The organism is Pseudomonas trivialis, from assembly GCF_001439805.1.
Taxonomy (GTDB): domain Bacteria; phylum Pseudomonadota; class Gammaproteobacteria; order Pseudomonadales; family Pseudomonadaceae; genus Aquipseudomonas; species Aquipseudomonas trivialis.
Genome location: NZ_JYLK01000019.1, coordinates 110,261 through 123,430, shown reverse-complemented (window position 1 = coordinate 123,430; position 13,170 = coordinate 110,261). Strand labels below are relative to the sequence as shown.

Here is a 13,170-nt window from a genome sequence, read left to right as displayed (position 1 = left end):
ATCGAGCCGCATGTGCCGGTGTGGGACAAAACCGAGCGCAAGAACGACAGTTTTTCGAGTAATGATTTCCACTGGAATGAAGCGGCTGAGGAATACCGCTACCCGGCCGGCAACCCATTGCGCAGCGAATGGCGAGCCTTCAAGAACGAACGCTCACACCTAACTAAAGCCAACACCATCATCTTCCGATCCAGACAAACCGACTGCTCGACCTGTCCGATGAAAGCCAAGTGCTGCCCGAACACATCGGTTCGTAAGATCGCCCGTAGCGTTCATGAAGCGGCTCGTGATGTGGCTCGGCGAATCGCGAAGACGCCGGAATATGTGCGATCTCGTCACGAACGTAAAAAGGTCGAAATGTTGTTTGCCCACCTCAAGCGCATCCTGAAATTGGATCGCCTGCGGCTCCGTGGCATGAGTGGCGCGACGGATGAATTCACGCTGGCCGCTGCGGTGCAGAACCTGCGACGGCTGGCCAAATTTTCATCTCAAGGGCCACCAGTCATGGGATAGGGGCGCCTGCACCAAGCAAAAAACCTCAAATTAGCCCAATAACAGAGCAGCAAAGGTTACCGAAGGGCCGAAAAACCACTCAATGTGGTGAGTAGGTTCTCCGGTGGTGGTCGTGCCTGAGTTCAGGCCATTTGAAAATCCGACTTTTCCAACAGAATCGGCCGAAAGCTGCCCTTCGCAGAGAACCCCAGCCCTCAGCTTGCTTACATATTAGCGAGAACCTCTCATCGTCGCTGAAGGGTCAAATAGCGCCGGCTGGCTCGCTTCCTCATGCGTATACGAAGTTGATAATTAGTATATGTGTGTTTAGGATAAGCTCACTTAAAAAAATGGAATTGACATGTCCAGTCCCATTCAAGCCAGTGCTTCATATAGTCACGAAACCAGCGCATCTGCGGCGACAGTCTGGGCTTTTTTTGAAGACGTTCAGCTATGGAAGGACTGGAACGCGGGCGTCTATTCATGCGTGCTTGAAGGCCCGTTCATCCAAGGTGTATGGATGACCATGGTGTTGCCTGACCAGCAGGTTATCAAGTCGCAACTGGTCGAGGTCAATGCGCCGATTGGGTTTACGGATGAAACCGTGCTTGGCGATGTAACCGTTCGCGTCAAGCACGAAATCATTGCGCTCCCGAATGGAAACCACTCAATCGTCTATTCGATTGATGTCACGGGAGAGGATGCCGAGGATATCTGTGCGCAAGTGTCATCCGACTTTCCTGACGTCCTACATGCACTTGTAGTCCTGGCAGAAAGTACTCTGAGCGTGTGAGCCGAGCGTAGCTGATTTAACCCATACTCAGTTAGTCATGTTTGTATTGAGCACCGGGTTCATAAAAGCCGCATACCCAGGCGCGCATTTCGCAACTGAGTGGCAGCCGATCCGAACGTCGCCTTGATGTCATTGGGCGTAATCTGTTGCTCAGATTCCAGCTCCACCAGATGCTGTTCCTCCACGCCACTCTTACACCCGAAAAGAACCAACGAGCTGAGACAGGCCGGAGAACTGCAACTGCAATTGTTCACAGGCCGCCAGCGTGGCATTCAGGCTGTCGACGGATTGGCCGTTGAGCGTGTTGATCTCAACGATGTCAACGTTGAGCAACTCGATCACCGACGTCTGCTCCTCGGTCGCGGCCGCCACTGACTGGTTCACGCCATCTATGAGCGTGATGCCCTGGGTCACCGCATCAAAACGTTCACCGGCTTGCGTGGCGATCGAAATACTCTGCGCGCTGTACTGCTGGCTTTCATCCATGGTGGTCACGGAGGAGCGGGAATCCGATTGAAGTTCTTCAATCATTTGCTGGATTTCCTCTGCCGAAGACTGTGTCCTGTGGGCAAGGCTTCGGACCTCGTCGGCGACGACGGCGAAGCCGCGGCCGGCTTCTCCCGCACGGGCGGCTTCGATGGCTGCGTTCAACGCCAGCAGGTTGGTTTGTTGGGAGATGCTTTTGATGACTTCGAGGATCCTGCCAATGTCGACAGTCCTGCCATTCAGGACTTCGAGCCGGCCGGAAGCAGTGTGTATTTTTTCGGACAGCTCGTTGATCGCTGCAAGTGTCTTGGTCAGGACGACCTGGCCTTCCATCGCCTGGGATTTTGCCGTCGACGCCTGCACGGAGGCGGAGGAGGCATTCCTGGCGATTTCCTGGGCGGTGGCGCCCAGCTCATTGAGCGAGGTGGCGATGCTGTTGCTGCGCTGGTTCTGTTCGTCGCAACTGCTCAGCGACACGACGGAACTGCTGTGCACCTGTTCGACCATCTGATTCAGATGCCGAGTGGTGGAGGCGACTTCGAGCATCGAGCGATGGATTCGCTCGACAAAGGTATTGAAGGATTGCGCGACGGTACCAAATTCGTCGCGGCTTTGCGCGGACAGGCGCAAGGTCAGGTCACCTTCACCCTCGGCGACCGTTTGCATCGCTTTGCCCAGGGTTCGCAGGGGCCTCATCAGGACGTGCATCAGGCTGCCGAGCAAACCAACGATGATGGCGACGGTGATGAGCGTTGCCAACACGGCAGACTTGCGCAACTCGCCCAGGGCCGCATACGCCTTATCATGATCGATGGAGATGCCGATATACCACTGCGCGCCCGAGAGCCCGCGAATCGGGGTAAAACCTATGATCTGTTCACGGCCATCGAGCATGACGGTGTTAAAGGGGTGCTCCAGTTGGGGAGGGTGGTCGCCATAGACCTCAGCGAGGGTTTTCATCAAATGGTCACGGTTTGGGCTGACCAGGATCTTGCCCTGGGCGTTCACCATAAAGGCATAGCCCAGCCCACTGAGGTCCAGGCCGCCGATCATTTTGGTCAAGGCATCCAGGCTAAGGTCACCGCTGGCGACGCCAATCAGTTTGCCATCGCTGTTCAACGGCGTATTGATTGAAAGCACCAGTTGTTGGGTGGACTGGCTGACGTAGGGCTCGCTCAGGTTCAGCGTGTTACTCGTCGCCGTGTCTTTGTACCAGGGGCGGGTGCGTGGGTCGTATTGGGCGGGCAGGGCGGTCACCGGTTCCATGACCACGCTACCGTCGGCCAAACCGATGAAGTTCTGCAGAAACTCACCCGCCAGGGCCTTTTGCGAGATCAGCGCTTTGATATGTTCCGGACGCGGATCCAGATCGATGTTCTGGCTCAGGTTCTGAATCATCAGCAAGCGCCCTTCGAACCAACTTTGCACATGGTTGGCGGTGCTTTGGCCGCTATCGCTCAAGCGCGCCTGCAGAGTGTTCATGATGTAGCGTTCTTGAAGCTGCACGCTGTAAGTCGAAAAGGCAGCAAACGCCAGTGTGACGACCGAGACGGCGGCCAGCAATATCTTATGACTGAATTTCATCGGCAATGCTCATCTGTAATGGGGGGGAGGGCGAGGCCTTGCCGACATGGCAGGGGAAATTCAGTCGTGCGATGGGAGCGGCGTCTCTGACTCAATCAGCGTTCGTACATGATTCGCAAGGGCCAGGCACGACGTCAGGCCCGGTGACTCAATACCGAACAAATTGATCAGTCCCGGTACACCATGCTCGCGCTGGCTGCTGATCACAAAATCGCTGGCCGGCTCGCCCGGTGGCGAGATTTTTGGACGAATCCCGCTGTAGCCCGGTTGCAGGCTGTCATCCGGCAAATCGGGCCAGTAGCTGCGGATGGCCGAATAGAAACCGTCTGCGCGTGCCGGATCGACCTGGTAGTCCTCGGTGTGGACCCATTCGGTGTCCGGGCCAAAGCGTGCCTGGCCACCCAGGTCGACCGTCATGTGTACGCCCAGACCATCTGATTCCGGTGCCGGGTAGATCAGGTGCGTGAAGGGCACGCGCTTTGAAACGCTGAAGTAACTGCCCTTGCACAAATAGTCGCGTGGCACCTTGTCTGGCTCCAACCCTTCGATGAACCTTGCCAGTGCCGGCGCATGAAGCCCCGCCGAATTGATCAGCCTGCGACAGGAGAGCTGCATGGGCGACTCCCCGCCGATGTCCAGCAAAAAACCGTCCGCTATGACTTTGGCTCCGATTAGTGGCGCGTGAAACGCGACACTAGTGCCGGCCGCTTCGGCATCTCCTTGCAGCGCCAGCATCAGCGCATGGGAGTCGACGATGCCGGTGGACGGCGAATACAACGCCGCGATGCATTCAAGCGCGGGCTCCAGTGCAGTGGCCTGGCTGCGCTCAAGCAGGCGTAAATCATCCACACCGTTTTCAAGCCCGCGCTTGAGCAAAGATTCCAACTGAGCGACCTGCGCGTCAGTGTTGGCAACGATCAACTTTCCGGTTCTGCGCGTATCGACCCCATGGCTGAGGCAGTACGCGTAGAGGGCGTGTCGACCCTCGACGCACAATCTGGCTTTCAGGCTGCCGGGCGGGTAATAGATCCCCGCGTGAATGACCTCCGAGTTGCGCGAACTCGTGCCAATACCGATTGCCTCGCCAGCTTCTATCACCAGCACTTCATGGCCGGCCCGGGCCATTTCGCGTGCCACGGCAAGCCCTACCACGCCAGCGCCTACGACTACGCAATCAATATCCACACTCACGTCACGACTCCTTCAAAGTCTCAGATGCCGCCCAGGCACATGTATTTGATTTCCAGGTAATCATCGATGCCGTATTTGGAACCTTCACGACCCAGGCCGGACGCTTTCATACCGCCGAAAGGCGCGGTTTCAGTCGAGATAATCCCGGTGTTGATGCCGATGATCCCGTATTCAAGCGCTTCGGCTACGCGGAACACCCGCGACAGGTCGCGTGCGAAGAAATACGCCGCCAGGCCGAACTCGGTGTCATTGGCCTGCGCAACAACGTCCGCTTCGCTGGTGAAACGGAACAGCGGAGCCAGGGGGCCAAAGGTTTCTTCGCGTGCGACCAGGGCGGTCTTGGGCACATCCACCATGATGGTCGGTTCGAAGAAGTTGCCGCCCAGGGTATGGGGCTTGCCTCCCTGAATCACCCGTGCACCCTTGAGGATGGCATCGGCAATATGTTCCTGAACTTTCTGCACGGCCTTTTCATCGATCAGCGGGCCGGTCGTGATGCCTTCGTCCAGGCCATTGCCAAGACGCAGCTTGGCGACGGCGGCCTGTAGTTTTTCGGCGAAGGCATCGTAGACGCTGTCGTGAATATACAGACGGTTGGCGCAGACGCAGGTTTGCCCGGCGTTGCGGTATTTGGACGACAAGGCGCCTTCGACGGCCGCATCTAGGTCCGCGTCTTCAAACACGATGAACGGCGAGTTGCCGCCGAGCTCAAGCGAAACCTTCTTGATGTCCTGGGCGCATTCGGCCATCAACTGACGACCAATCTCGGTCGATCCGGTGAATGACAGTTTGCGCACAATTGGGTTGCTGGTCAGTTCTGCGCCGATGTGCGCCGCAGAACCGGTCACCACGCTGAGCACGCCATCAGGAATGCCGGCGCGGGAGGCCAGTTCAGCCAGGGCCAATGCCGAGAAGGGCGTCTGGCTCGCCGGCTTGATCACCATGGTGCAGCCGGCGGCCAACGCCGGGCCTGCCTTGCGCGTGATCATGGCGCATGGAAAATTCCACGGCGTAATCGCGGCAGTCACGCCGATAGGCTGTTTGATGACCAGCAGGCGTTTGTCCGGTTGGTGGCCTGGAATGATGTCGCCATAGACGCGCTTGCCTTCCTCGGCAAACCATTCGATGAACGATGCGGCGTAGGCGATTTCGCCTTTGGCTTCGGCCAGGGGTTTACCCTGTTCCAGTGTCATCAGGCAGGCCAGGTCGTCCTGGTTGGCGATGATCAGGTCAAACCATCGACGCAGCACGGTGGCGCGGTCCTTGGCGGTGCGTGCACGCCAGGCCGGCAGTGCCTGCTCGGCAGCTTCGATGGCGCGGCGTGTTTCGGCGGCGCCCATTTTCGGCACATGGCCGAGGGTTTCGCCCGTCGCCGGATTATTCACGGCCAGGCGTTGTTCGTTGTCGGCGTCGCTCCAGACCCCGGCTATATAGGCTTGTTGGCGGAACAGACTGTCATCACGCAATTTCATAAAAACTCCGGTTGAACGCATCACGAAAAGAGGGGGAACCGATCAGACGTGCTGACCACCATTGACCTGGATCTCGGAGCCATTGATGTAGGAGGCGCCCGAGGTGCACAGAAAATGAATCAGGGAAGCGACTTCTTCGGGCTTGCCGAGCCGCCGCATCGGAATATCGCGCTCGACGATGTCCTGGGTGCCGGGGGAAAGGATTGAGGTGTCGATTTCCCCTGGCGCGATAGCGTTTACGCGGATGCCATGGCGGCCGTAGTCGTAGGCCATTTCGCGGGTCAATGCGGACAGGGCGGCTTTTGACGTGGCATACGCGACCCCGGCAAACGGGTGAACCCTGGAGCCGGCAATGGAGGTCACATTGATGATGGTGCCCTGGGCCGCCTTCAATTCCGCGAACAGGCCTCTGGCAAGCAGGGCAGTGGAGAACAGGTTGACGTTGAACACTTGCAACCAGGTTGCGTAATCGGTTTCCAGCACGCCGAGGCGCCCGCCTTCGGGACCCTTGGGGCTCATGCCGGCGTTATCGACGAGTGCGTGCAGCTTGCCGTCGCCGAGCTTTTCTTTGATCAGGGCGATGCTCGCTTCAATACTGCCGATGTCTTCGAGATCCAGGTGGATATGGTTCTCCTGGCCATCGGCCCAGGGGCACTCGGCCGCCCAGCTCTGGCGCGAGGCCGTGAACACGCGCCAGCCGGCCGCATTGAAATATTTAACCGTTGCATGCCCGATGCCTCTGCTCGCACCTGTCAGCAGGAGGGTTTTCTTCATGGTGATCCTCGATCGTCTCGGTTAAGTGATGTTTGATGCATCATGTTGAACTCTCTTGGTACTGTCAACAGCTCCTTTTTACCTCGGTGATCGCGCTTATGCAGTGCGCGACAGTCTTCAGCGCACTGCATGAGTGCCGCACATCCGTGTCTATGCTGATTTTTCCTCTTGGCCAACAGCTCCGCCGAATCTGGCACATATTATGCTTTTATCGTGAAGTATAAAACATGATGCATCATAATTGGAGGTGTGCTTAAAATGGCTACAAGTGATCTGACGCAATTTTTCCAAAACAATAAGACGCAGGTGCAGCCATGAGCAGTGTCCCCCCTTATGTACGCTTTCAAGGTGTGCAGAAGAGCTATGACGGCGAACAGTTGGTGGTCAAGAAGCTTGACCTCGATATCCAGCGCGGTGAGTTCCTGACCTTGCTCGGGCCTTCGGGCTCCGGAAAAACCACCACCTTGATGATGCTGGCAGGCTTTGAAACACCGACCCAGGGTGAAATCCTGCTCGACGGCAAGCCGTTACATACGGTTGCGCCGCATCAGCGCGGCATCGGCATGGTGTTTCAAAACTACGCACTGTTCCCTCACATGACGGTTGCGGGGAACCTGGCCTTTCCGCTGAAAGTGCGGCGGATGAGCGCCGTCGATATCGAATTGAAGGTCAAGCGGGCGTTGGACATGGTGCAGCTCGGCCATCTCGCGCAACGCTACCCCGCGCAACTCTCCGGTGGGCAACAGCAACGCATCGCGCTGGCACGTGCATTGGTGTTCGAGCCCAGCCTGGTGCTGATGGATGAGCCGTTGGGCGCGCTGGATAAACAGCTGCGTGAGCAGATGCAACTCGAAATCCGCCGCCTGCATCGCCAGTTGGGGTTGACCGTCGTGTTCGTCACCCACGACCAGGCGGAAGCGCTAACCCTGTCGGACCGCGTCGCGGTGTTCAACGACGGGGTGATCCAGCAGATCGACACGCCCAGGGCGCTGTATGAACACCCCTGCAACTCGTTCGTCGCGCATTTCATCGGTGAAAACAATGCACTGCCGGGCACCGTGGTTTCGGTTTCCGGCGCTGAATGCCGCGTGCGCCTGGCGGACGGTTCCGAGGTGGGTGCCCGCGCGACCACCGCGTTAAGTGCCGGCGAGCCCACTTCCTTGTCCATTCGCCCGGAACGCATTGCATTGAATGCGCCTTGCGCCAACAGCCTGTCGGGACGTATCGAAGAATTGATCTACCTGGGCGATCACGTTCGGGTGCGGCTCAACGTCGCCGGGCATGAGGCGTTCACCGCAAAAGTGCCGATCGCGGACATGCATGACGACTGGCTGGCCGGCCATACAGTACCGGTCAGTTGGTTCAGTCACGACGCCAGTGCGCTCGATCCCTTGGTTCACCACTAAAAAAAGCGTTGTTCAAAACACTGCTAAGGAGCGTTGCCATGTTCAAGAAAATTGCGGTATTGGCGTTGATGGCCGGGGCGGCAAGCCAGGTGCAAGCCCAGCAACTGACGGTCGTGTCGTTCGGCGGGCTGAATAAGCAGGCCCAGGAAAAAGCGTTTTACCAACCCTTCTCCAAAGCGAACAACGTCGATATTGAAGCGGGCGAGTTCAACGGCGAAATGGCCAAGATCAAGGCCATGGTCGAGACCGGCCAGGTCGGCTGGGATGTGGTCGAGGTGGAAAGCCCGGAACTGGTGCGTGGTTGCAGTGAAGGGCTGTTCGAGCCTCTGGACTGGTCAAAGCTGGGTGACAGGAAACAGATGATCGACTCAGCCGCCAGCGAATGCGGCGCAGGCATTTTTATCTGGTCGACCGTGCTGGCCTACGATTCGACAAAACTCGCCAAGGCACCTGCCGGGTGGGCGGACTTCTGGGATGTGAAAACTTATCCAGGCAAACGTGCGCTGCGTAAAAGTGCCAAGTTCACCCTGGAAATCGCCTTGCTCGCTGACGGCGTTCCACAAGGTCAGCTCTACACCGTGCTGGCCACGCCCGAAGGCGTAGACCGTGCCTTCAAGAAGCTCGATGAACTCAAGGCGAACATCCAGTGGTGGGAGGCCGGCGCTCAGCCCATGCAATGGCTGGTGTCCGGTGATGTGGTCATGACCTCGGCCTATAACGGGCGCGTCACGGCAGCTCAGAAAGAAGGGCACCCGTTCTCGATCATCTGGAACGGCAGCCTTTATGACATGGACAGCTGGGCAATCGTCAAAGGTTCGAAGAACAAGGCGCTGGCCGAGAAGTACATCGCGTTCGCCAACCGCCCCGAAAACCAGAAAGTGTTCGCCGAAACCATCCCCTACGGCCCGACCAACACCTTGGCGATCGCGCAGATCGACCCCAAGGTGCGCGGTGATCTGCCCACCGCGCCCGCCAACCTGAAAGGTGCGCGCGGCGTGGATACCGATTTCTGGATCGAACACGGTGAAGAACTGGAGCAACGCTTCAACGCTTGGGCAGCGCAGTAACCTGTCACTCACCGGCTTCACGTGCGTGAAGCCGGTTCCGTCTTATCTCTGGAGACCAGCATGTCAGAAGTCAGCCTGACGGCTATCGATCATTCAACCGAGAAGGGTGCTTCGCTCAAGCAGCGCTTGCTGCGTGCCGAAGGCTCTTACCGTAGGCGATCCATGCTGTTGATCGCGCCGCTGTTGATCTTTCTATTGATCAGCTTCGTATTCCCGATCGGCAACATACTGTGGAAGAGCTTCGATAACCCTGAAGTTGCCAGGGCATTACCAACCACGCTGCTGGCGTTGCAAGACTGGGACGGCGAGAGCCGCCCGGATGAGAAAGTCTTCGTGGCGCTGGTCAAGGACCTGAAAACCGCCAAGGACGAGGGGCAGATTCCATCTCTTATCAAACGCCTGGGTTATGAAGATGGGCGCTATCGAACGCTGCTCACAATGGCGTTGCGCAAGTTGCCGGATGACGGCGTCGAGTCCACCGGTCGAGCGCTGATCGCACAGTCGACGCTGTGGGCGGAGCCGAGCACCTGGCGCAGCATTCAACGCGCGGGGCGCACGCTGACAGCTTATTACGTGCTGGCCGCCTTCGATCATCAGGTCGATGCCCAGAGCGGCGATATCGTCGAGCTGCCCAAGGGGCAGGCGCTGTACCTGTCGGTACTGATGCGCACGTTGTGGATGGCCTTGGTGGTCACACTGCTGTGCGTGCTGTTCGGCTACCCGGTGGCTTACTGGCTGGCCAGGCAACCGAGCAGCCGCGCGAACCTATGGCTGATCATGGTGTTGTTGCCGTTCTGGACCTCACTGCTGGTACGCACCGCGGGCTGGATTGTGCTGCTGCAGAACGGCGGGCTGATCAACCACTCGATGATCGCACTGGGGCTGATCGATCAGCCGCTGCAACTGGTATTCAACCGGGTCGGGGTTTACATCTCCATGACCCACATATTGCTGCCGTTTGTCATCCTGCCGCTGTATGCGGTCATGAAGGGCATTTCACCCAACTATGTGCGTGCGGCGGTGTCACTCGGCGCACATCCGTTCCGGGCGTTCTGGTCGGCGTACGTACCGCAGACATTTGCCGGCGTCACTGCTGGCGCGCTGTTGGTGTTCATCATGGCGATCGGGTACTACATCACTCCCGCGCTGCTGGGCGGGCCGGGTGATCAGATGCTCAGCTATTTCGTCGCGTTCTACACCAACACCACCATCAACTGGGGCATGGCCGCTGCGCTGGGCAGCCAGTTGCTGATCATCGTCCTGCTGCTGTATTGGGTGTATTCGCGCGTCACCCGTCCAGCCAACCCCGCCCAGCGTGCATGAGGTGTCTGATGAATCATCATTCCACACTGATCGAGCGCCTATGGGCGCCGATCTTCAGCGTGTTCAGCGTCAGCATGCTGATCTTCCTGGTGGTGCCGATCCTGGTGATCGTGCCGCTGTCGTTCAATGAAGGGTCGTTTCTCAGCTACCCGTTGAGCGGTTTTTCATTGCGCTGGTATCAAGAGTTTCTCGGTTCCCAGGAATGGATGCGGGCACTGCGCAACAGCTTGATCATCGCACCCGCCGCCACGTTGCTGGCGACCGCGCTGGGAACTCTGGCAGCAGTGGGGCTGGCGCGCGGCGAATTCCGCGGCAAGGGGCTGGTGATGGCGGTGCTGATTTCGCCAATGATCGCGCCCCTTGTGATCATTGCCGTGTCGCTGTATTTCTTTTTCGCCCAGTTGAACCTGCTTAACAGCTACCTCGGCCTGGTACTGGCGCATGCCGCGTTGGGCGTGCCTTTTGTGGTGATCACCGTGACGGCGACCTTGCAGGGCTATGACCGCAACTTTTCCCGCGCAGCGGCCAGTCTCGGGGCGACCCCCTGGTTCGCGTTTCGCAAAGTAATGCTGCCTTTGATTGCGCCCGGTGTAATCAGCGGTGCCTTGTTTGCGTTTGCCACGTCCTTCGACGAGGTGGTGGTGACCCTGTTTCTGGCCAGCCCCGCGCAACGCACCTTGCCGATGCAGATGTTTGGCGGCATTCGCGAGAACCTCAACCCGACTATCGCTGCCGCGGCCACCCTGATGATCGCTGCTTCCGCCGTGCTTTTACTGTTGATGGAGTGGTTGCGCCGACGCAATGAAAAGCTGCGTGGCGCGAGTCCTGCCTGATCCGTTATTCCGCCCCCCTGTGTTGTGATCACTGAGGTAATTGATGAAGATCCTGGTCTCTATAAAGCGAGTGATCGACTATAACGTCAAGGTTCGCGTCAAGGCGGACAATTCCGGCGTCGACCTCGCTAACGTCAAGATGTCGATGAACCCGTTTTGCGAAATCGCCGTGGAAGAAGCCGTACGCCTGAAAGAACGCTCTATAAAAGAAGGGCGCGTGGCGACCGAAATCGTCGTGGTGTCCATCGGACCGACCACTGCCCAGGAGCAACTGCGTACCGCCCTGGGATTGGGCGCCGACCGCGCCATTCTGGTCGAGTCCGCTGAAGAGCTGACCTCACTGGCCGTGGCCAAGCTGCTCAAGGCGGTTGTCGACAATGAACAGCCGCAACTGGTGATCCTCGGCAAACAGGCCATCGACAGCGACAACAACCAGACCGGCCAGATGCTGGCGGCGCTGACCGGTTACGGCCAGGGCACCTTCGCGTCGAAAGTTGAAGTGAGCGGCGACAGCGTTGCCGTGACCCGCGAAATCGACGGCGGCGCACAGACGGTTTCGCTGAAACTGCCGGCCATCGTCACCACCGACCTGCGTTTGAACGAGCCGCGCTATGCGTCGCTGCCAAACATCATGAAAGCCAAGAAGAAGCCGCTCGAAGTGCTGACTCCGGACGCTTTGGGCGTTTCCACCGCCTCCACCAACAAGACCATCAAGGTCGAAGCACCGGCTGCACGCAGCGCAGGCATCAAGGTCAAGTCGGTGGCTGAACTGGTCGAGAAACTGAAGAATGAAGCGAAGGTAATCTGATCATGACTATCTTGGTAATCGCTGAACACGACAATAAAGTGCTGGCCCCGGCCACCCTGAACACCGTGGCCGCTGCCGTTAAAATCGGGGGCGATATTCACCTGTTGGTAGCCGGCGAGGGCGCAGGCCCGGTGGCTGAGGCTGCTGCAAAAATAGCTGGCGTAAGCAAAGTGCTGCACGCCGACAACGCTGCCTACGCGCATCAGTTGCCGGAAAACGTTGCACCGCTGTTGGCAGAGCTGGGCAAGGGCTACAGCCACATCCTGGCGGCCGCGACCTCCAACGGTAAAAACATCCTGCCTCGCGTGGCCGCGCAGCTGGACGTCGACCAGATATCCGAGATCATCTCGGTGGAAAGCGCCGACACCTTCACGCGCCCGATCTACGCCGGTAACGCCATTGCCACCGTGCAATCGAGCGCCGCGATCAAGGTCATCACCGTGCGCGCCACCGGTTTCGACCCGGTCGCCGCCGAGGGTGGTTCGGCCGCGGTTGAAGCCGTCTCTGCCGCCCACAATGCGGGCACTTCCAGCTTTGTTAGCGAAGAGCAGGCCAAGTCGGATCGCCCCGAGCTGACCGCTGCCAAGATCGTCGTTTCCGGCGGGCGTGGCATGCAGAACGGCGACAACTTCAAGCAACTGTACGCCCTGGCCGACAAGTTGGGCGCCGCGGTCGGCGCTTCGCGCGCGGCCGTCGATGCGGGTTTCGTGCCCAACGACATGCAGGTCGGTCAGACCGGCAAGATCGTCGCGCCACAGCTGTACATCGCCGTCGGTATCTCCGGCGCGATCCAGCATTTGGCCGGTATGAAAGACTCCAAGGTGATCGTCGCGATCAACAAGGACGAAGAAGCTCCGATCTTCCAGGTGGCGGATTATGGCCTGGTGGCGGACTTATTCGAGGCGGTGCCGGCGTTGCTGAGCGAGTTGAACTGAGGCCAG

At 58.6% G+C, this 13,170-nt stretch carries 12 protein-coding genes and 1 pseudogene; 8 read left to right on the top strand and 5 right to left on the bottom strand.

Annotated features, from left to right (window positions below; genetic code table 11):
• On the top strand, nt 1-513 hold a 513-nt coding region (locus TU79_RS22410), incomplete at its 5' end, for a transposase (RefSeq protein WP_211263084.1).
• Between the two features lie 340 nt (nt 514-853).
• Nucleotides 854-1,285, top strand: a complete 432-nt coding sequence (locus tag TU79_RS22405) for an SRPBCC family protein (protein ID WP_057010038.1) — start codon at nt 854-856, stop codon at nt 1,283-1,285.
• Between the two features lie 192 nt (nt 1,286-1,477).
• On the opposite strand, the gene TU79_RS27125 is transcribed toward TU79_RS22405, so the two are convergent.
• The 5 genes and pseudogenes from TU79_RS27125 to TU79_RS22385 form a co-directional block, all read right to left on the bottom strand.
• Entirely contained in the window at nt 1,478-2,278 is an 801-nt protein-coding gene (locus tag TU79_RS27125; protein WP_414860460.1) for a methyl-accepting chemotaxis protein, read from the bottom strand.
• 57 nt (nt 2,279-2,335) lie between these two features.
• A pseudogene (locus TU79_RS27120) lies at nt 2,336-3,253 on the bottom strand (HAMP domain-containing protein); the annotation flags it as partial.
• A 162-nt stretch (nt 3,254-3,415) separates the two neighbouring features.
• The gene (locus TU79_RS22395) at nt 3,416-4,546 is read right to left on the bottom strand and encodes an NAD(P)/FAD-dependent oxidoreductase (protein WP_057010036.1); all 1,131 of its coding nucleotides are present in this window, start codon (nt 4,544-4,546) and stop codon (nt 3,416-3,418) included.
• A 20-nt stretch (nt 4,547-4,566) separates the two neighbouring features.
• Complete coding sequence (gene gabD / locus TU79_RS22390) at nt 4,567-6,018, bottom strand: NADP-dependent succinate-semialdehyde dehydrogenase (RefSeq protein WP_057010035.1); 1,452 nt, start codon at nt 6,016-6,018, stop codon at nt 4,567-4,569.
• A gap of 42 nt (nt 6,019-6,060) precedes the next feature.
• A complete protein-coding gene (locus tag TU79_RS22385) occupies nt 6,061-6,798 on the bottom strand; it encodes an SDR family NAD(P)-dependent oxidoreductase (RefSeq protein ID WP_139136789.1) in 738 nt (245 codons plus the stop codon).
• A gap of 308 nt (nt 6,799-7,106) precedes the next feature.
• Here TU79_RS22385 and TU79_RS22380 point away from each other — a divergent pair, with 308 nt between their 5' ends.
• From TU79_RS22380 to TU79_RS22355, 6 genes are read left to right on the top strand one after another with little or no spacing between them, the layout of a single operon-like run.
• Nucleotides 7,107-8,198, top strand: coding sequence for an ABC transporter ATP-binding protein (locus TU79_RS22380; RefSeq protein WP_057010033.1), 1,092 nt, complete (start codon nt 7,107-7,109; stop codon nt 8,196-8,198).
• A 38-nt stretch (nt 8,199-8,236) separates the two neighbouring features.
• Complete coding sequence (locus tag TU79_RS22375) at nt 8,237-9,265, top strand: ABC transporter substrate-binding protein (RefSeq protein WP_057010032.1); 1,029 nt, start codon at nt 8,237-8,239, stop codon at nt 9,263-9,265.
• Nucleotides 9,266-9,325: 60 nt separating this feature from the next.
• Nucleotides 9,326-10,588, top strand: coding sequence for an ABC transporter permease (locus TU79_RS22370; RefSeq protein WP_057010031.1), 1,263 nt, complete (start codon nt 9,326-9,328; stop codon nt 10,586-10,588).
• 5 nt (nt 10,589-10,593) lie between these two features.
• A complete protein-coding gene (locus TU79_RS22365) occupies nt 10,594-11,421 on the top strand; it encodes an ABC transporter permease (protein ID WP_231986921.1) in 828 nt (275 codons plus the stop codon).
• A gap of 43 nt (nt 11,422-11,464) precedes the next feature.
• Nucleotides 11,465-12,229, top strand: a complete 765-nt coding sequence (locus TU79_RS22360) for an electron transfer flavoprotein subunit beta/FixA family protein (RefSeq protein ID WP_057010029.1) — start codon at nt 11,465-11,467, stop codon at nt 12,227-12,229.
• 2 nt (nt 12,230-12,231) lie between these two features.
• On the top strand, nt 12,232-13,164 hold the full coding sequence (locus TU79_RS22355; protein ID WP_057010028.1) for an electron transfer flavoprotein subunit alpha/FixB family protein: 933 nt from the start codon (nt 12,232-12,234) through the stop codon (nt 13,162-13,164).
• The last annotated feature ends 6 nt before the right edge of the window (nt 13,165-13,170 follow it).